The sequence below is a fragment of the Streptomyces sp. HP-A2021 genome (assembly GCF_022807935.1).
In the GTDB taxonomy this organism is placed as follows: Bacteria; Actinomycetota; Actinomycetes; order Streptomycetales; family Streptomycetaceae; genus Streptomyces; species Streptomyces afghaniensis.
This window is the reverse complement of sequence record NZ_CP094344.1, coordinates 5,605,034-5,622,444: the sequence shown is the minus strand read 5'-3', so window position 1 is coordinate 5,622,444 and position 17,411 is coordinate 5,605,034. Positions and strand designations below refer to the sequence as shown.

The 17,411-nt window shown below is 71.3% G+C and carries 16 protein-coding genes; 4 read left to right on the top strand and 12 right to left on the bottom strand.

Going from position 1 to position 17,411, the window contains the following annotated elements; all coding sequences use genetic code 11:
- Positions 1-5: 5 nt before the first annotated feature.
- Genes MQE23_RS25500 through MQE23_RS25490 form a run of 3 tightly spaced genes read right to left on the bottom strand, consistent with a single transcriptional unit; the run spans position 6 to position 3,746 of the window.
- On the bottom strand, positions 6-2,591 hold the full coding sequence (locus MQE23_RS25500; protein ID WP_020275132.1) for a bifunctional FO biosynthesis protein CofGH: 2,586 nt from the start codon (positions 2,589-2,591) through the stop codon (positions 6-8).
- A 43-nt stretch (positions 2,592-2,634) separates the two neighbouring features.
- On the bottom strand, positions 2,635-2,844 hold the full coding sequence (locus MQE23_RS25495; RefSeq protein WP_020275131.1) for a hypothetical protein: 210 nt from the start codon (positions 2,842-2,844) through the stop codon (positions 2,635-2,637).
- Between the two features lie 47 nt (positions 2,845-2,891).
- A complete protein-coding gene (locus tag MQE23_RS25490) occupies positions 2,892-3,746 on the bottom strand; it encodes an LLM class F420-dependent oxidoreductase (protein WP_020275130.1) in 855 nt (284 codons plus the stop codon).
- A gap of 197 nt (positions 3,747-3,943) precedes the next feature.
- Between MQE23_RS25490 and MQE23_RS25485 the strand changes: the two genes are divergently transcribed.
- Positions 3,944-5,458, top strand: coding sequence for a CehA/McbA family metallohydrolase (locus tag MQE23_RS25485; RefSeq protein WP_037671518.1), 1,515 nt, complete (start codon positions 3,944-3,946; stop codon positions 5,456-5,458).
- Positions 5,459-5,467: 9 nt separating this feature from the next.
- Here MQE23_RS25485 and MQE23_RS25480 read toward each other — a convergent pair whose 3' ends face one another.
- Entirely contained in the window at positions 5,468-6,304 is an 837-nt protein-coding gene (locus tag MQE23_RS25480) for an endonuclease/exonuclease/phosphatase family protein (RefSeq protein WP_020275128.1), read from the bottom strand.
- 97 nt (positions 6,305-6,401) lie between these two features.
- Here MQE23_RS25480 and MQE23_RS25475 point away from each other — a divergent pair, with 97 nt between their 5' ends.
- Positions 6,402-6,794 (top strand): nitroreductase/quinone reductase family protein, encoded by a 393-nt coding sequence (locus MQE23_RS25475; RefSeq protein WP_243380398.1) that lies wholly within the window; start codon positions 6,402-6,404, stop codon positions 6,792-6,794.
- 21 nt (positions 6,795-6,815) lie between these two features.
- On the opposite strand, the gene MQE23_RS25470 is transcribed toward MQE23_RS25475, so the two are convergent.
- From MQE23_RS25470 to MQE23_RS25455, 4 genes are all read right to left on the bottom strand, one after another.
- Positions 6,816-8,267, bottom strand: a complete 1,452-nt coding sequence (locus MQE23_RS25470; protein WP_243380397.1) for an aldehyde dehydrogenase family protein — start codon at positions 8,265-8,267, stop codon at positions 6,816-6,818.
- Positions 8,264-9,994 (bottom strand): D-aminoacylase, encoded by a 1,731-nt coding sequence (locus tag MQE23_RS25465; RefSeq protein WP_020275125.1) that lies wholly within the window; start codon positions 9,992-9,994, stop codon positions 8,264-8,266. The genes MQE23_RS25470 and MQE23_RS25465 overlap by 4 nt, the downstream gene beginning before the upstream one ends.
- Positions 9,995-10,083: 89 nt before the next feature.
- Positions 10,084-11,202: an LLM class flavin-dependent oxidoreductase gene (locus MQE23_RS25460; RefSeq protein ID WP_020275124.1), complete on the bottom strand. Its 1,119-nt coding sequence runs from the start codon at positions 11,200-11,202 to the stop codon at positions 10,084-10,086.
- 119 nt (positions 11,203-11,321) lie between these two features.
- Positions 11,322-12,092, bottom strand: coding sequence for a glucose 1-dehydrogenase (locus tag MQE23_RS25455; protein ID WP_243380396.1), 771 nt, complete (start codon positions 12,090-12,092; stop codon positions 11,322-11,324).
- A 167-nt stretch (positions 12,093-12,259) separates the two neighbouring features.
- Between MQE23_RS25455 and MQE23_RS25450 the strand changes: the two genes are divergently transcribed.
- Together MQE23_RS25450 and MQE23_RS25445 are read left to right on the top strand one after the other, a co-directional pair.
- Positions 12,260-13,003, top strand: a complete 744-nt coding sequence (locus tag MQE23_RS25450; RefSeq protein ID WP_243380395.1) for a hypothetical protein — start codon at positions 12,260-12,262, stop codon at positions 13,001-13,003.
- A gap of 47 nt (positions 13,004-13,050) precedes the next feature.
- On the top strand, positions 13,051-13,842 hold the full coding sequence (locus tag MQE23_RS25445) for a hypothetical protein (protein WP_020275121.1): 792 nt from the start codon (positions 13,051-13,053) through the stop codon (positions 13,840-13,842).
- Between the two features lie 20 nt (positions 13,843-13,862).
- On the opposite strand, the gene MQE23_RS25440 is transcribed toward MQE23_RS25445, so the two are convergent.
- The 4 genes from MQE23_RS25440 to MQE23_RS25425 form a co-directional block, all read right to left on the bottom strand.
- Positions 13,863-14,501 (bottom strand): response regulator transcription factor, encoded by a 639-nt coding sequence (locus MQE23_RS25440; RefSeq protein WP_020275120.1) that lies wholly within the window; start codon positions 14,499-14,501, stop codon positions 13,863-13,865.
- Between the two features lie 102 nt (positions 14,502-14,603).
- Positions 14,604-15,521 (bottom strand): TIGR03619 family F420-dependent LLM class oxidoreductase, encoded by a 918-nt coding sequence (locus tag MQE23_RS25435; protein WP_037671527.1) that lies wholly within the window; start codon positions 15,519-15,521, stop codon positions 14,604-14,606.
- 2 nt (positions 15,522-15,523) lie between these two features.
- Positions 15,524-16,759: an amidohydrolase family protein gene (locus MQE23_RS25430; protein WP_020275118.1), complete on the bottom strand. Its 1,236-nt coding sequence runs from the start codon at positions 16,757-16,759 to the stop codon at positions 15,524-15,526.
- Positions 16,760-17,034: 275 nt separating this feature from the next.
- Complete coding sequence (locus tag MQE23_RS25425) at positions 17,035-17,220, bottom strand: hypothetical protein (RefSeq protein ID WP_037671516.1); 186 nt, start codon at positions 17,218-17,220, stop codon at positions 17,035-17,037.
- Positions 17,221-17,411 lie beyond the last annotated feature (191 nt).

The following is a 17,411-nucleotide window of genomic DNA, read 5'->3' as shown; positions in this document are numbered from 1 at the left end:
GCCGCTCAGTCCAGCACCGGCAGCAGCTCCGGCAGGTGTCCGTCCGACGCCTGCGCCGCCCGCTGCCGCTCCTGCGGGACCTCCCCGTACAGGGTGTTCCGGGGCTTCGCCGGGCGGCCCGCGGCGTCGGCCACCGCGATGAGGTCCTTGACCGACTTGTACGAGCCGTACGACGAGCCCGCCATCCGGGAGATGGTCTCCTCCATGAGCGTCCCGCCGAGGTCGTTGGCGCCCGAGCGGAGCATCTCGGCCGCGCCCTCGGTGCCCAGCTTCACCCAGCTGGTCTGGATGTTGGGGATGTACGGGTGCAGCAGCAGCCGGGCCATGGCCGTGACCGCGCGGTTGTCCCGCATGGTCGGGCCGGGGCGGGCGATGCCCGCCAGGTAGACCGGCGCGTTGGTGTGCACGAACGGCAGCGTCACGAACTCGGTGAAGCCGCCGGTGCGCTGCTGGATGCCGGCCAGGGTGCGCAGATGGCCCAGCCAGTGGCGGGGCTGGTCGACATGCCCGTACATCATCGTCGAGCTCGACCGGATGCCCAGTTCGTGGGCCGTCGTCACGACGTCGATCCAGTCCGCCGCGGGCAGCTTGCCCTTGGTCAGGATCCAGCGGACCTCGTCGTCGAGGATCTCGGCGGCCGTGCCCGGGATGGTGTCCAGGCCGGCCTCCTTGGCCGCCGAGAGCCACTCGCGGACGGACATGCCGGTGCGGGTCGCGCCGTTGACGACCTCCATCGGCGAGAAGGCGTGCACGTGCATGCCGGGGACGCGTTCCTTCACCGCCCGCGCGATGTCGAAGTACGCCGTGCCGGGCAGGTCCGGGTGGATGCCGCCCTGCATGCAGACCTCCACCGCGCCGACGTCCCAGGCCTGCTGGGCCCGGTCGGCGACCTGGTCGAGGGAGAGGGTGTAGGCGTCGGCGTCGGTGCGGCGCTGGGCGAAGGCGCAGAACCGGCAGCCCGTGTAACAGACGTTGGTGAAGTTGATGTTGCGGGTCACGATGTAGGTGACGTCGTCACCGACGGCCGACTTCCGTACCTCGTCGGCGACCCGCGCGAGGGCGTCCAGGGCCGGGCCGTCCGCGTGCAGCAGGGCCAGCGCCTCGTCGTCGGTGAGCTTCGTGGGGTCGTCGGCCGCGGTGCGCAGGGCCTGCCGTACGTCGGTGTCGATGCGCTCCGGTGCCATGCCCGGGGCGGCGGCCTCGCGCAGGGCGCCCCAGTCGCCGTACACCTCGTCGAAGTCGTCCCGGCGGTCGGAGGTGCGGCCCTCGCTGTCGATCGAGGAGTGCAGGTCCGTACGGCCGGACGCGACGAAGACCTCCTCCGGCTCCTGCCACGGCAGGCCCTCCGGGAGGGCCTGCGGGCGGGCGAGGCCGGTCTCCGGGTCGGCCAGCGCGGCCACGTGCGGGCGCAGCCGCGGGTCCAGCCAGGGCTCGCCGCGCCGGACGAACTCCGGGTACACGCACAGCCGTTCGCGCAACTCGAACCCGGCGGCCCGGGACTTCTCGGCGAGCTGCTCGATCTGCGGCCAGGGCCGCTCGGGGTTGACGTGGTCGATGGTCAGCGGGGACACCCCGCCCCAGTCGTCGATGCCGGCGCCGATCAGCCGCTCGTACTCGTCGTCGACGAGGTTGGGCGGGGCCTGGATACAGCCGCTCGGGCCCATGAGGAGTCGGGCGACGGCCACCGTGGCGACCAGTTCGTCCAGTTCCGCGTCGGGCATGCCGCGCATCGCGGTGTCCGGCTTGGCGCGGAAGTTCTGGATGATCAGCTCCTGGACGCCGTGGTAGGCCCGGGACACCTTGCGCAGCGCGAACAGGGACTCGGCGCGCTCCTCGTAGTTCTCACCGATGCCTATGAGGATGCCCGAGGTGAAGGGCACGGAGGAGCGGCCGGCGTCCTCCAGGACGCGCAGGCGGACGGCCGGTTCCTTGTCGGGAGAGCCGTGGTGAGGGCCGCCCGGCTCGGACCAGAGGCGGGTCGCGGTCGTCTCCAGCATCATGCCCATGCTGGGAGCGACGGGCTTCAGCCGCTGGAAGTCGGTCCAGGACATGACGCCCGGGTTCAGATGGGGAAGGAGCCCCGTCTCCTCCAGGATGCGGATGGAGATGGCGCGGACGTAGGCGATGGTGTCGTCGTAGCCGTGCGCGTCGAGCCACTCGCGCGCCTCCGGCCAGCGGTCCTCGGGCTTGTCGCCGAGGGTGATGAGGGCTTCCTTGCAGCCGAGCGCGGCACCCTTGCGGGCGATGTCCAGGACCTCGTCGGGGGACATGAACATCCCGTGGCCCTCCCGCCGCAGCTTGCCGGGGACGGTGACGAACGTGCAGTAGTGGCACTTGTCCCGGCACAGCCGGGTCAGCGGGATGAAGACGCTCTTGGAGTACGTGATGACGCCGGGCCGGCCGGCTGCCTCCAGGCCCGCGTCCCGCACCCGGGCGGCCGAGGCCGCCAGGTCCTCCAGGTGCGCACCCCGGGCCTGGAGCAGGACGGCCGCCTCGGCGACGTCGAGGGAGACGCCGTCCCTGGCCCGTTTCAGGGCGCGACGCATGGAGTTCTCGGTGGGGCCGGTTCCGGAGGTCGCGGAAGTCGTCATCCTTCGAGCATACGATCGCCCTGATCAACTCGGCCGGGGCCCGTCAGTGGAAGGCCAGCCACCCGATGCCCAGGGCGGACACGAGGCCGCTGAGGGCCACGGCGAAGGGCCTGTTGCGGTGCTGCAGGCCGAACCAGACCAGCGCGGCGGTCACGAGCACCGCCGATGTGCCGATCGAGGCGCGCAACAGCCCCTGGCTGTAGCCGTATTCGGTGAAATGCCGCGCGAGCCACGATAACCAGGCAAGCCTCATGACGCCGTGCTCTCCCCCTGTGTCCGGACCGAGTTGTCAGCGAGTTGTCAGGTACCTGGAAGATACCGCGTGAGCCCGTCCAGGGCCTTCAGCACCTCCGCCTCCCCCGCCGGCGGCAGTTGCGCCACGATCTCCTCGATGCCCAGGTCCGCGTAGTGGGCGAGCTTGCCCGGGGTGGGGTGGACGGCGTACGGGACGACGTGGAGGGCCTGGGGGTCGCGGCCCGCGTCGGTCCACGCGGTGCGCAGCAGCGGCATGGACTCGGAGAGGCCGCGCCCGCCGATGGGCAGCCAGCCGTCGGCGTACTCGCAGATGTGGGCGAACAGCTTGGGCCCGGCGGCCCCGCCGAGGAGCGTGCGCGGGCCGATGACGGGGCCGCGCGGCTTCTGGACGGGCTTGGGGTGCGCGTGACTGGCCCGGACGCTGCCGAACTCCCCCTCGTACGCCACCGGCTCCTGCGACCACAGCGCCCGCATCAGCGCCATCCGGTCCCGCACCAGCTCGCGCCGGGTGCGCCACCGCACGCCGTGGTCGGCGGCCTCCTCGACGTTCCAGCCGAAGCCGAGCCCGAGCGTGAACCGGCCGCCGGACAGGTGATCGACGGTCGCGACCTGCTTGGCCAGGTCGATCGGGTCGTGCTGGGCGACGAGCGTGATGCCCGTGCCGAGCCCGAGCCGCTCGGTGACGGCGGCGGCCTGGCCGAGCGCGACGAACGGGTCGAGCGTACGGCCGTACTCGCGCGGCAGCTCGCCGCCCGCGGGGTACGGGGTGGTCCGCTCGACGGGGATGTGCGTGTGCTCGGGCAGGAACAACCCGGCGAACCCGCGGTCCTCCAGCTCGCGTGCGAGCCGGGTCGGGGTGATCGTCTCGTCGGTGAGGAAGATCGTCACGGCGATGCGCATGAGTTATCTGTACCCGGGAGGGAGTCGACTGTCCATACCGACCGGTCGGCGTGCCAGGATGCGACTTTGTTCGGCTGTTTCCCGCCCCCGGATTCCCTTCCCTTGCACGCCGGTTCACGCCTCAGTACAAGGGTTCCACCGCACCACCCCCGCACCACCCATGCCATGTCAGCGGACGACACCTGGGGAGCAGCAGCATGTGCGAGGACAATCACGGTGGGCTCGGCCGGCGCGCGCTGTTCGTGACGGGAGCGGCCGCCGCGCTTACCTTGGGAAGCGTGAGCTTCGCCGCAGCGGCCGACGGGGAGCAGGAGAGCAGAACGGTGCGCGGCACCCTGCCGCCCGGTTCCCCGGACTTCGTGTACGTGCCCGTCGAGGTCCCGGCCGGTGTCCGGGAGCTCAAGGTCGCCTACACCTACGACCGCCCGTCCGTCCCGGCCGGCACGACCGGCAACGCCCTCGACATCGGCATCTTCGACGACCGCGGCACCGAGCTCGGCGGCCGGGGCTTCAGGGGCTGGTCGGGCGGGGCGCGCACGGAGTTCTTCATCCGCGCGGACGAGGCGACGCCCGGCTACCTCCCGGGCCCGGTGCGCGAGGGCACCTGGCACATCGCGCTCGGCCCGTACACGGTCGCCCCGCAGGGCCTGTCGTACGAGATCACGATCACGCTGACGTACGGCGAGCCGGGCGAGGCCGCCCGGCCGGTGTACCCGCCGGACCGGGCCGGGGGCCGGGGCCGTGCCTGGTACCGGGGCGACTGCCATCTGCACTCCTGGTACTCCGACGGCCGCCGCACCCCCGCCGAGATCGGGGCGCTGGCGCGGGCGGCGGGCCTGGACTTCATCAACTCCTCCGAGCACAACACCCACGCGGCGCACGCCCACTGGGCGGACGTGGCCGGGGACGACCTGCTGGTCATGCTGGGCGAGGAGGTCACGACGAGGAACGGCCACGTCGTCGCGCTCGGCACCGACCCGGGCACCTTCGTCGACTGGCGCTACCGGGCCCGGGACAACCGCTTCGGCCGTTTCGCCCGCCAGATCCGCCGCGCCGGGGGCCTGGTCGTCCCGGCCCACCCGCACGCCACGTGCGTCGGCTGCAACTGGAAGTTCGGCTTCGGCGAGGCGGACGCGGTCGAGGTGTGGAACGGCCCCTACACGCCCGACGACGAGGTGACCCTCGCCGACTGGGACAGCATGCTGGTGGCGTCCGTACGGGACGGGCGCGACTGGATCCCCGCGATGGGCAGCAGCGACGCCCACCGCGACCCGGACGCCGTCGGGCGGCCCCAGACGGTCGTCCTGGCCGACGACCTGACCCGGCAGGCGATCCAGGAGGGCATCCGGGCGGGGCGGTCGTACGTCGCCGAGTCCGCCAAGGTCGAGCTGTCGTTCCGGGCGTCCGGCGGGCGCGGGGAACACGCGGGCATCGGCGAGCGGTTGCGGGTGGACCGCGACACCCCGGTCACCGTCCGCCTGGAGGTCACGGGCGCCCCGCGCTGCACGGTCCGCTTGGTCACCGACCAGGGCGTGCTGCACACCAGCGCCCCGCTGCCGGTGTCCGGCTCGGGTGTCGTCGAGTGGCGTACGACGCCGTCGTACGCGGCGTACGTACGGGCGGAACTGCGGCACGAGGCGGCGGCGGGGCCGGTGCCGGGGGCGCTGGCCGCCTTCACGAACCCGATCTTCCTGGGGCGCGCGGCCGGCTGACGCGGGAGGTCAGGCCCTGTCCTGGTCCGCCCGGTCCGCAAGGTCGGCCACCACCGCCGCGTGGTCGGAGGGCCACACCCCGTCCACCGGGCCGTCGCACACCCGCCGGACGTCCCGTACGTGGCCGAGTCCGCCGGGGCCGGGCGGGCCCACGTGGATGTAGTCGATGCGCACGCTGGGCTCGTGGGTCGGCGCCACGTACGGGTTGGCGGCGTCCCAGGTGGCGGCGGGGGCGGCCGGGTCGGCGTACTCCCAGGCGTCGAGGAGGACCTGGCGGGGCACGGCCGGGGCGGTCTTGTAGCCGCCGAGGAGACGGACCTCGTCGGAGTCGGGCCAGGCGTTGAGGTCGCCGGTGACGACGGGCGGGAACGGGGTGTCGCCGCGGTGCCGGGCGACGAACTCGGCGAGCGCGGCGACCTGGCGGCAGCGGACCGCCGAGGCGTGCACGGCAGAGGTGAAGTGGGTGGTGAAGAAGGGCACTTCGTGGTGAGGGCCGGCCAGGCGGGCGTAGAGGGCCAGCCGGCCGTCGTTCGTGTCGGCCGGGGCGGGCAGCGGCAGCACGTCCCGGTCCACGACCGGCCATCGGCTGAGCACGGCGTTGCCTATGTCCACCGTGGGATCCCCGATCCGCCGCCGCCACCGCTCCGGGGCGGGCGAGGGGGCCCAGGCGCAGTGCAGGCCCAGCTCACCGGCCAGCCACTCGGCGAGGTTCTCGCCGTCGGCGGCCCACACCTCCTGGAGGCCGACGACGTCGGGGCGCAGCTCCCTCAGGGCCGTCAGAATCGCCTTCTGCCGTGCCTGCCAGGGCCCGAAGCGCCACCACAGGTTCCACGTCACGATCCGCATCCGCAGCCACCCGCTCTCGTCCCGCCGCGTCAGGGATCATTGAAGCAGGAACGGTTGCAGAAACCGTGAGAGCTTCGTGCGAAGGAGACCCGCGACGATGTCCCGCCTCGCCGACGTAAGGTTCCGCGCCGCCACGTCCTTCCAGCGCCGCGTCAACCCGCTCATGCGGCGCCTTCCCCTCCAGACCATCCTGGAGACGAAGGGCCGCGTCTCGGGCCTGCCCCGCCGCACCCCGGTGGGCGGCCGCCGCGCCGGCGACTCCTTCTGGCTGGTGTCGGAGTTCGGCGAACGGTCGCAGTACGTGCGCAACATCAAGGCCGATCCGCGGGTGCGGGTGCGGATCCGGGGGCGGTGGCACACGGGGGTCGCACACCTGCTGCCGGACGACGACCCGGTGGCGCGACTGCGGCGACTGCCGAGGTTCAACGGGCTGGGTGTGCGGGCGTTCGGGACGGATCTGCTGACGGTGCGGGTGGATCTGACGGACTGACCGCCACCTGGCGCGCGGCCCTCACCCCGGCCACACGATCGCCTGCACCTCGCTGTACGCGTGCAGGGCGTACGAGCCGACGTCCCTGCCGACGCCGCTCTGCTTGAAGCCGCCGAAGGGAGCCTCCATGTTGCGGCCCACGGTGTTGACGCCGACGCCGCCGGCCCGCAGGCGCCGGGCCAGCCGGAAGGCCCTGGCCACGTCGGCCGACCAGACGTAGTCGATGAGGCCGTAGTCGGTGTCGTTGGCCAGTGCCACGCCCTCCTCCTCGTCCTCGAAGGGGATGACGACGACCACCGGGCCGAAGATCTCCTCGCGCGCCACACGCATGTCGTTGGTGCAGTCGGCGAGGAGGGTCGGGGCGACGTAGAAGCCGGTCGGCAGGCCGGGGCGGTCGCCGCCCGTGACGACCACCGCGCCTTCCTTCCGGCCGAGTTCTACGTACGACTCCACCCGGTCCCGGTGCGCCGCCGAGATCACCGGCCCGACCACCGTGTCCGGCTCCCGGGGGTCGCCCACCTTCAACCGGCGGGCGTACGCGGCCAGTTCACCGACGAGGCGGTCGTAGATGCCCCGCTGCGCCAGCACCCGGGTCGGTGCCGTGCAGATCTGGCCGCTGTAGAAGGAGAAGGTCGTGCCGATCCCGGCGACCGCCGAGCCGATGTCGGCGTCGTCCAGGACGACCGCCGCGCCCTTCCCGCCCAGCTCCATCAACTGCCGCTTCATGCCGCAACCGCACACCTCGGCGATGCGCTGCCCGACCGCCGTGGAGCCGGTGAAGCTGACCATGTCGACGTCCGGTGAGTCGACGGCCGCCTCGCCGACCTCGGTCCGTGCACCGCTGACCACGTTCACCACGCCGGGCGGTGCACCGGCGGCCTCCAGCGCCTCCGCCATGCGGTAGACGGACAGGGGGTCCTGGGGCGCCGGCTTCACCACGACCGTGTTGCCCATCGCCAGGGCCGGGGCGATCTTGCCGGCCGGGTTGGCCCAGGGGTTGTTGTACGAGGTGATGCAGGTGACGACCCCGACGGGCTGGCGGACGGCGAGTGCTCCCATGACGCCCGCCCGCCCCATCGGCCCGCCCTCGTTGATCTGCGGCGGGATCGCCCACTCGGCGGGCTCCACGCGCGCGTAGCGCCTGAAGCGGGCGGCGGCGACCCCGACCTGCATGGCGCGTGCGGTACCGGTGGTCGCGCCGGTCTCCGCCCGGGCCAGCTCGGCGTACGGCACGAGACGGTCCCGGATGACGTCCGCGGCCCGGGCGAGGACCGCCGCCCGCTCCTCGACAGGCGTGGCCGACCACGGCCCGAAGGCCTCGCGGGCCGCGGCGCAGGCCGCGTGCACCTGATCCCGCGAGGCCTCCGGCGCCCACCCGACGGTCTGCTCGGTCGCCGGGTCGATCACCTCGTAGTGCCCGCCGTCCGGCTCCACCCAGGAGCCGCCGACGAACAGCGCCTGCCGTGCCGTCACTTCGTGCTCACCGTTTCCGTGTCCCGGCCGGAGCGCAGCACCCGCCCCGGCACGGCACCCGTCACCACGTCGTCCCGGATCGCCTCGACCCCGTTGACCCACACGGCCCGCACGCCCAGCGCCCGGGAGTCCAGCCGCGGGCTGTCGCCCGGCAGGTCGTGCACCAGGGTGGCCGGGCCCGCGTCGATCCGCTCCGGGTCGAACAGGACGAGGTCCGCGTGCCAGCCCTCCCGCACCTGCCCCCGCTCGCGCAGGCCGAAGAGCCGGGCCGGGTCGTCGGTCAGCATCTTCACGGCCTGCTCCAGGCCGACCAGCTTCCGGCCGCGCAGACAGTCCCCGAGGAACCGGGTCGTGTACGGCGCCCCGCACATCCGGTCCAGGTGCGCGCCCGCGTCGGACCCGCCGAGCAGCACGTCCTCGTGCCGCCAGGTCTGAGCCCGCAGCGCCCAGGAGGCCGGGTCGTTGTCGGGCGGCATCGGCCACAGCACCGTGCGCAGCCCGTCGTTGGCGCAGATCTCCACCAGGCACGCGAAGGGCTCCTGGCCGCGCTCCTCGGCGATGTCCTCGACCACCCGCCCGGTCAGCCCGGCGTTCGCCTCGCTGTAGGTGTCGCCGATGACGTACCGCCCGAAGTTCGCCAGCCGCCGGAAGACGCCCGCCTCCTTGGACCGGGCGCGCCGCAGCATCCCGTCCCGTACGTCCGGGTCACGCAGCTTCTCGATCCGCTCGGGCACGGGCAGCCCCAGGATCGGCCCCCACCCGGGGATGAGGTTCAGCGCGCAGAACGTCCCCAGCGACATGTTCATCGGCGTGAGGATCGGCATGGTCAGCGCCACGACCCGGCCGCCCGCCTTCCGCGCCTGCTCGCTCGCCAGGAGCTGCCGGGGCACGCGCTCGGGCACGGCCGCGTCGATCGTCAGCACGTTCCAGTTCAGCGGCCGCCCCGCCGCCGCGCTCATCTCGACGAACAGGTCGATCTCCGCGTCGCTGAACTGATCCAGACAGCCCGCGACGATCGCCTCGATCTGCGTGCCCTCGTGCTCCCCGACGGCCCGCGACAGCGCCAGCAGCTCGGCCGGCCCGGCGTGCCGGGAGGCGACCGGCTTTCCGTCGCCGTCGGAGTGGCTGGTCGACTGGGTGGTGGACAGCCCCCAGGCCCCGGCGTCCATGGCCTCCCGCAACAGCCCCACCATCGCTGCCAGTTGCTCGCCGGACGGCTGCCCGCCGATGGCCTCCGGCCCCATCGCGTACCGCCGCAGCGCACAGTGCCCCACCATGAACCCGGCGTTGACGGCGATCCGCCCCTCCAGGGCGTCCAAGTACTCCCCGAAGGAATGCCAGCTCCAGGGCGCCCCCTCCTCCAACGCCACCAGCGACATGCCCTCGACCTTGGACATCATCCGCCGCGTGTAGTCGGCGTCCTCTGGGCGGGCAGGGTTCAGCGGCGCGAGGGTGAACCCACAGTTGCCGCCCGCGACGGTGGTGACCCCGTGGTTGAGGGAGGGCGTCGCGTACGGGTCCCAGAAGAGCTGGGCGTCGTAGTGGGTGTGGGGGTCGACGAAGCCGGGGGCGAGGACGAGGCCGGTGGCGTCCTCGCTTGTGCGCCCTTCTTGAGTGACCTCACCGATGACGGCGATCCGCCCGTCCTGGATGCCGATGTCGGCGGCATAGGCCGGGGCGCCTGTCCCGTCCACGACGGTCACACCTTTGATGACGTGATCGAGCATGAGCCCTCAACTCCTTGAGCGGTATGTCCCTCCAGGGGCGCGGGGAACTGCGCGACCAGCCCCCACACACCCGCACCCGCCAACGGCGATCAAACACCCCTGCGGAACCGCGAAGTCCGATGCACAGGATCCGTATCGATCTTGGGAATCACGTGCTCCCCGACCAGCCGAATCGTCTGCAGGGTCTCCTCCTTCGGCACCCCCACCGGCAACCCGAAACTCAACTGGTCCGCCCCCGCCTGCTCCCACCGCTTGCACTGCGTGAGCACTTCGTCCGGATCCCCGCAGATCAGCAGCTCCTCCTCGATGAGGACCTCCACCAACTCCTCGGTGTACTCCGGCAGCGTCTCCGGCCACACCGGAAACCCCTCGGGCCGCGGGAACGTGTCGTGGTACCGGAACACCAGCGACGGCAGATAGTGCAGCTGCCCGTTCGCCGCGATCCGCACCGCCTCCGCGTGCGTCGGCGCGCAGATCGCCGTCGTCGTCACCATCACGTTGTCGTTGACGAAGTCACCGACCGGCTCGGCGTCCACGATCGCCGTCTTGTACTGCTCCAGCACCCACTCCATGTCGGAGACCTTCTGCACGCTGAAGCCGAGCACGCCGAGCCCCTTCTTCGCGGCCATGGCGTACGACGGCGGCGATCCGGCCGCGTACCACATCGCCGGGTGGGAGCCGCCGTACGGCTTCGGCAGGACCTTCCTCGGCGGCAGCGACCAGTGTGTGCCCTGGAAGCCGGCGTACTCGTCCTGGAGCCACATCTTGGGGAACTCGGCGATGGTCTCTTCCCAGATCTCCTTGGTGTGGTTCATGTCGGTCACCCCCGGCATGAACCCCAGGATCTCGTGCGAGCCGGCGCCCCGCCCGCTGCCGAACTCGAACCGCCCCTCGCTGAGATGGTCGAGCATGGCGACCTTCTCGGCGACCTTCACCGGGTGGTTGACCGGAGCGAGGGGGTTGAAGATGCCCGAGCCCAGGTGGATCCGCTCGGTGGCGTGTGCCAGGTACCCCAGGAAGACGTCGTTGGCGGACAGGTGCGAGTACTCGTCCAGGAAGTGGTGTTCGGAGGCCCAGGCGTACTTGAAGCCCGACTTGTCGGCCTGGATGACGTACTCGGTCTCCTCCATCAGCGCCTTGTGTTCGGCGAGCGGGTCGGTCTCGGCCCGTTTGCCCACGTATCCCTGTACGAAGACCCCGAATTCCAAGGAGATTCACCGCCCCACGGTCAGTTCTGACGGTTCGTCAGATACGTGGCTCCGACTGTTCCACCGCTCCTCGGGAGCGTCAATAGATGACGAACCGTCAGGCAGCCATCGGCTGCCGGTCAGATGACGCTCACACCCGCCAGCCACCCGCCGTCGATCACGAACGGCTGCCCGGTGATGTAGGAGGAGTCGTCGCACGACAGGAACAGGGCGAGCCGCGCCACCTCATCCGGCCGCCCGACCCGCCCCAGCGGCACGAGCTTGCGGTACAGCCGGTCGAGCCCCCTCGCCGCCTTCTCCGTGTCGGCGCTCGGGTCCAGCCGGGCCGGGTTGGACATCGCGGTGTCGATGGCGCCCGGGCAGACGGCGTTGACGCGTATCCCCCGCCCGGCCAGCTCCAGCGCGGCGACCCGGGTCAGCCCGACCACGGCGTGCTTGCTCGCCGCGTACGCACCCACCGCCGCCATCCCGGTCAGGCCGGTGTACGAGGCGGTGTTGACGATCGTGCCCCCGTCGGCCATCCCGGGGGCGACGGCCCTGATGCCGAGGAAGCAGCCCACCTGGTTGACCTGGACGACCTGCATGAACTCGTCGAGGGGTGTGTCGAGGAGGGAGTTGAAGCGGAGGATGCCGGCGTTGTTGACGAGCCCGTCGATCCGGCCGTACGCGTCCTGGGCGGCGGTGACGGCCGCCCGCCAGTCGTCCTCCCGGCCGACGTCGAGGTGGACGTACCGGGCGCCGATCTCCTTCGCGAGGGCCTCGCCCTGGTCGTCGAGGACGTCCGCGACGACCACCCGGGCGCCCTCGGCCGCGAACAGCCGGGCCTCCTGCTCGCCCTGGCCGCGCGCCGCTCCGGTGATGATGACGACCCGTCCGTCGAGCTTGCCCATGGCAGCCCCCTTCGCGCGGTGGACACGGTGGACTGGGCATCGTACCGGCATACCTGACGGTGCGTCAGATGCAAGACCTGACCGTTGCTGAGGCGAATCTCACGTAACCCGCAAGTAGGGATGTTTGACCCTGTCGGGGCCGGTCGGGACCTTCCAGGATCGGGCCCATGGCCAAGAGAAGACTGAAGAACAGGAAGATCAGGATCGTCGCGATCGGATCGGCTCTCGTGACCGGTGGTACCGTGGCCACGGTGCTGCTGCCGTCGGCGAACGCCGCCGACGAGAAGACGCCCGAGCAGATCATGACGATGTGCGAGCGGGCCAAGGTGCTCAACGGAAAGCAGCAGTCCATCTTCGATTTCGGCGGTCACCCCATCGCCGGACCGAGTTTCGCCTCCGACAACTGTGATTTCGTCGAGACGAAGTTCGAGACCTTCGACGGGCCGGCCGAAAAGGCCTCCATCGACTTCCCGAACTGCGAACCCGACGCCACCGAGCCGGCGAAGGTGTCGGTCACCTGGCAGGCGACGACCGCACAGGGCCAGGGCAAGTACACCTCCACCCAGCAGGGCGGGGCCGGGGGGCTCTTCGGGGCGCTGAGCGGATCCTGGGTCAAGCACAAGGGCACGCTCGACATGACCGTCAGGTCGGCGACCGCCGGTGACACGGAACAGCGGGAAGTCCCCGTCGGCAAGGTCCTCCACATGGAGTTCACGCCGAAGATGCAGCGCATGACGGGCGAATGGCGGGTGCGGATCGACGCCCGTGAGGCGACGACCGTCACCAACGCCACCCCGGAACAGAACTTCGTGGCGCCGGAGGTCGTCGAGGGCCCGGTCGTGCTGCCGGGCGCGGCCGGTGCGCCGGGTGTCGTGGACGGCACCTCCAAGGCCGTACTGACCGACTGCTGACCGACCGCTGACCGACCGCAGCCTTCCTTCCCCCACAGGAGAACCCCATGACACGCACCGGCCGCTCGAGAAGCCACCGGAGCAAGAAGAAGCGCATCACCCTCGCCCTGGCCCCGATCGCGGCCGTCGCGGTGGCCGTGCCGCTGATGAATCCCGCGGGTGCCGCCACCCCCTCCGAAGTGACCGCCGACTGCGCGGCGGACTCCGACAAGCTGGAGAACTGCGAGTTCGTCGACGTCCAGTTCAAGCGGAACAGCCTCGGCCCCAATCAGCGCGTCTCCGCGGTGACCGACAACTGCGGATCGACGAGCACCGCCTCGAAGACCTTCAACGTGAGCACGTCCGTCACCAGGACCACTCAGCTGGAGGACGGATTCACCGCGGGCGCCGACACGAAACTCGGCAATTCCTTCTTCGAGATCGGCGCGAAGTTCAGCACGTCCGAGATCAACATCACGCGCGACGACAAGACGACCACCTTGCAGTTCAGCAGGACGGACACCGTGCAGCCGGACAGCGTCGGGTTCTTCATGTGGTCCGCGAAGCGCACCGACGTGAGCGGCTACCTCAAGGCCACATACAAGGAGGCGCAGGACGGCGGCAAGGTCTTCTTCTCGCCGAGCGAGGGCGCCACGAGCGTGCACGTCTTCTACCCGCAGATCCTGAAGAACGGCACCCCGGACGGGCGGCTGTGGCTGCGCAACGTGAAGTGCGGAACGCCTGAGGCGTCGGGCCTGAAGAATTCCACGCGCGCCCTGAGGTCCGAACCGGGATTCGGTGAGGCCGGCGAGAACGTCACCGACGTCGAGATCCCGCTGTCGCAGATTCCCGCGGAGTAGAAGAACCGCTCTGGAGGTTCTCAGATGCGAAGCACGGGCGCGGCTCCCAGCCATCTCAGGACCGCGTCCGTGCTGCCGCGCGCGTCCAGCTTGGCGTAGATGTTGCTGAGGTTGTTGCGGACGGTCTTCTCGCTCAGCCGTAACCGCAGCCCGATCTCCTGCGCGCCCAGGCCGGTCGACAGCAGCTCCATGATCTGCCGCTCGCGCGGGGAGAGCTGCCCGCGCAGCCGCTCCAGCGCCGTGTCCTCGGTGGTCACCTGCCGGGCCCCCTCGCGCAGGGCCGCGCAGGCCGCCGGGGAGAGGTAGGTGTGCCCGATGGTGGCCCCGACGACGGCCGAGGAGAGCATGCAGGTGCAGTAGTCGCCCTCGACCAGGTATCCGGCGCCGGCCCGGAACACCTCCACGATGGTCTCGGCGTTCCGGGCCGGACCGATCACGATCACCGGAACGCCGTCGGCCCGCAACTCCCGCAGCCCGTCGACCGGTTCGGCGCAGCGCAGGACGACGACGTCGACGCCGTCCGGGACGCGGAAGGGCGGGGGCGGGCGCAGGCTCACCGCCCGCTCGACGTACGGGTCGTCCGTGGCCGGCCAGTCGGGATGCGGCCAGGGGCCCTCCGGGCAGGCGAGGGCGACGGAGAGTTTCCGGGAAGTGCGCACGTCATTGTGTCCTTCCGCCGAAGCCGTACGAGTCCGTACGTGTCCGTACGTCCGTACATACGGAGATCGGCGTGGACATGTTCAAGCTTTCAAGGAACGCGCTTACGGCAGCAGCGGCGCGACCTCCTTCCCGAACTGCCCGATCTGCGCGACGAGTTCGTCCCGGCTCCGGCTACGGAAGCGCACCTGGACCTGGTCCACCCCCATCGCGCGGTAGGCCCGCAAGGACTCGGCGATCGTCTCGGCCGGGCCGCTGACCGTCCGCCGCCCGACGTCCCAGCCCGGCGTCCCGACGTACAGGGGCTCGGCGATGGCCCCGACGGTGAACGGCCCCTCGATGCCGGCCTCTTCCCTGAGCCGCCGTATCCGCGCGATCCGGTCCGGCAGCACGTCCCTCGGGTCTCCCTGCGGCAGCCAGCCGTCGCCCTTGAGCGCGGCCCGTCGCAGAGCGGCCGGCGAGGACCCGCCGACCCAGACGGGGACCCGGTCCTGCGCCGGGCGCGGCCGTTGCCCGAGCCCCTCGAAGTCGTACAGCTTGCCGTGGTGTTCGGGGAACTCCTCCTCGCCCAGGGCGGCGCGCAGGGCGTCGATCGACTCGTCCAGCACGGCCCCGCGCCGCTCGAAGTCGGCCCCCAGCGCCTCGAACTCCTCCCGCACATGCCCGGCCCCGACCCCGAGGATCAGCCGGCCGCCCGAGAGATGGTCGAGGGTGGCGTACTGCTTGGCGGTGAGCAGCGGATGCCGCAACCCCACCACGGCGACGTGGCTGAGCAACCGGGTCCGCTCCGTGGCCGCCGCGAGGAAGGCGAGGGTGGCGACCGGGTCGTACCAGACCGTGCTCATCGCGGACGCGAGGCGGCGCGGGATGGCGACGTGGTCGCAGCTCGCCAGGTAGGCGAACCCGGCACGGTCGGCGGCGCGGGCCACGGCGAGCAGGTCCTCGGGCCCGGCGGCGGCTTCCCAGGGCTCGGCGTAGATCGTGCTCTGGGACTGGACCGGGAGCTGGATCCCGTAGGCCAGGCTCACCGCGCCCCGTCCCAGAGTCCGTCGTCGGTCAGGCCCAGCAGCTCGATCGCGTTCCGCCGCACGATCCGCTCCACCACCTCCGGCTCCAGGTGCCCCATCTGCGCCTCGCCGACCTCGCGGGACTTGGGCCAGGTGCTGTCGGAGTGGGGGTAGTCGGTCTCGTAGAGGACGTTGCCCAGGCCGATCGCGTCCAGGTTGCGCAGCCCGAAGGCGTCGTCGAAGAAGCAGCCGTAGACGTGCTCGGCGAACAGCTCGGACGGCGGCCGGTGCACCTTGTCGGCGACGCCGCCCCAGCCGCGGTTCTCCTCCCACACGACGTCGGCGCGCTCCAGGATGTAGGGGATCCAGCCGATCTGCCCCTCGGCGTACATGACCTTGAGGTTCGGGAACTGCTCGAACTTGCCGCTCATCAGCCAGTCGACCATCGAGAAGCAGCAGTTGGCGAAGGTGATGGTGGAGCCGACGGCGGGCGGGGCGTCGGCGGAGGTGGAGGGCATCCGGCTGCTGCTGCCGATGTGCATGGCGACGACCGTGCCGGTCTCGTCGCACGCGGCGAGGAAGGGGTCCCAGTCGTCGGTGTGGACGGAGGGCAGCCCGAGGTACGGCGGTATCTCGGAGAAGGCGACGGCACGCACCCCGCGGGCGGCGTTCCGCCGGACCTCCGCGGCGGCCAGCTCGGGGTCCCAGAGGGGGATCAGGGTGAGCGGGATGAGCCGCCCGTGCGCCTCGGGGCCGCACCACTCCTCCACCATCCAGTCGTTGTAGGCACGGACGCAGAGCAGCCCCAGCTCATGATCCTTGGCCTCGGTGAAGGTCTGGCCGCAAAAGCGCGGGAACGTCGGGAAGCACAGGGCGGACTGGACGTGGTTGACGTCCATGTCGGCGAGCCGGGCCGGGACGTCGTAGGAACCGGGCCTCATCTGCTCGTAGGTGATGACCTCCAGGCGTATCTCGTCCCTGTCGTACCCGACGGCGGTGTCCAGGCGGGTCAGGGGCCGGCGGAGGTCCTCGTAGACCCACCAGTCACCGACGGGGCCCTCGTCGCCCGGCGCGCCCATGACGGGCTTGAAGCGCCCGCCGAGGAACGTCATCTCCTTCACGGGCGCACGGACGATCCGGGGACCGGTGCCCCGGTACTTCTCCGGGAGCCGGTCCTGCCAGACGGTCGCGGGCTCGACGGTGTGGTCGTCCACGGAGATGATCAGCGGAAACGTGCTCTCGTGGGTGTCCATGGGGTCACGGTAGCGCTGATCTGACGGAGCGTCAGCTATGAGTGCTGGATGGGTACTGGAGCGTGTGGGCGCCGTCAGCCGCAGCGCACCTGGGCGGGTCCGTAGCCATTGGCCCACCTGCTCCAATCCCCCGGCCCGTCACCCCGCAGCGAGCGGCTTGGCGGCCTGTGGATAACTTTCGGGCCGCCTCGAGGCACCCGGGTCATCGCGGACACACCTCGGCCGCGACGGCTCCCCCTCCGCGCCGCCGCGGCCGAACCCCGTGTGGAGATGGCTTACTTCGTCGGCTTGAAGGGCTCCGACGTGGCGTGCAGGTCCTTGGTCTCCAGCGGCTCGTCGGTGGCGTGCAGGTCCTGCGTCCGCACGGCACCCTCTTCCGTGGCGTGCAGGTCCTCCGTCGAGGCCTCGCCGTCCGTGCCGCCCGTGGCGTGCAGGTCCTGCGGCTTGAGCTCGTCGCCCATGATCGTCAACTCCCCTTGGCATGGATCAAGCAGTGAGGTCGGCGGGCCCGCCCGGTCACTCCCCGAGGGTGACCGGGCGGGCCCGCCTGGGCCGCTCACCCTAGTTCGGCGGTGGCAGGCCCTGCGCAGTGACCCGTCTGCCCCCCGACGCGACGGATCGACTGCATCAAGCATGGCGGGGAGCGATAAAC

Excerpts from the sequence above, each read along its gene's own strand:
- MQE23_RS25500 (WP_020275132.1), bottom strand. The coding sequence starts at position 2,591 with ATGACGACTTCCGCGACCTCCGGAACCGGCCCCACCGAGAACTCCATG.
- MQE23_RS25495 (WP_020275131.1), bottom strand. The coding sequence starts at position 2,844 with ATGAGGCTTGCCTGGTTATCGTGGCTCGCGCGGCATTTCACCGAATAC.
- MQE23_RS25490 (WP_020275130.1), bottom strand. The coding sequence starts at position 3,746 with ATGCGCATCGCCGTGACGATCTTCCTCACCGACGAGACGATCACCCCG.
- MQE23_RS25485 (WP_037671518.1), top strand. The coding sequence starts at position 3,944 with ATGTGCGAGGACAATCACGGTGGGCTCGGCCGGCGCGCGCTGTTCGTG.
- MQE23_RS25480 (WP_020275128.1), bottom strand. The coding sequence starts at position 6,304 with ATGCGGATCGTGACGTGGAACCTGTGGTGGCGCTTCGGGCCCTGGCAG.
- MQE23_RS25475 (WP_243380398.1), top strand. The coding sequence starts at position 6,402 with ATGTCCCGCCTCGCCGACGTAAGGTTCCGCGCCGCCACGTCCTTCCAG.
- MQE23_RS25465 (WP_020275125.1), bottom strand. The coding sequence starts at position 9,994 with ATGCTCGATCACGTCATCAAAGGTGTGACCGTCGTGGACGGGACAGGC.
- MQE23_RS25455 (WP_243380396.1), bottom strand. The coding sequence starts at position 12,092 with ATGGGCAAGCTCGACGGACGGGTCGTCATCATCACCGGAGCGGCGCGC.
- MQE23_RS25450 (WP_243380395.1), top strand. The coding sequence starts at position 12,260 with ATGGCCAAGAGAAGACTGAAGAACAGGAAGATCAGGATCGTCGCGATC.
- MQE23_RS25445 (WP_020275121.1), top strand. The coding sequence starts at position 13,051 with ATGACACGCACCGGCCGCTCGAGAAGCCACCGGAGCAAGAAGAAGCGC.
- MQE23_RS25430 (WP_020275118.1), bottom strand. The coding sequence starts at position 16,759 with ATGGACACCCACGAGAGCACGTTTCCGCTGATCATCTCCGTGGACGAC.
- MQE23_RS25425 (WP_037671516.1), bottom strand. The coding sequence starts at position 17,220 with ATGGGCGACGAGCTCAAGCCGCAGGACCTGCACGCCACGGGCGGCACG.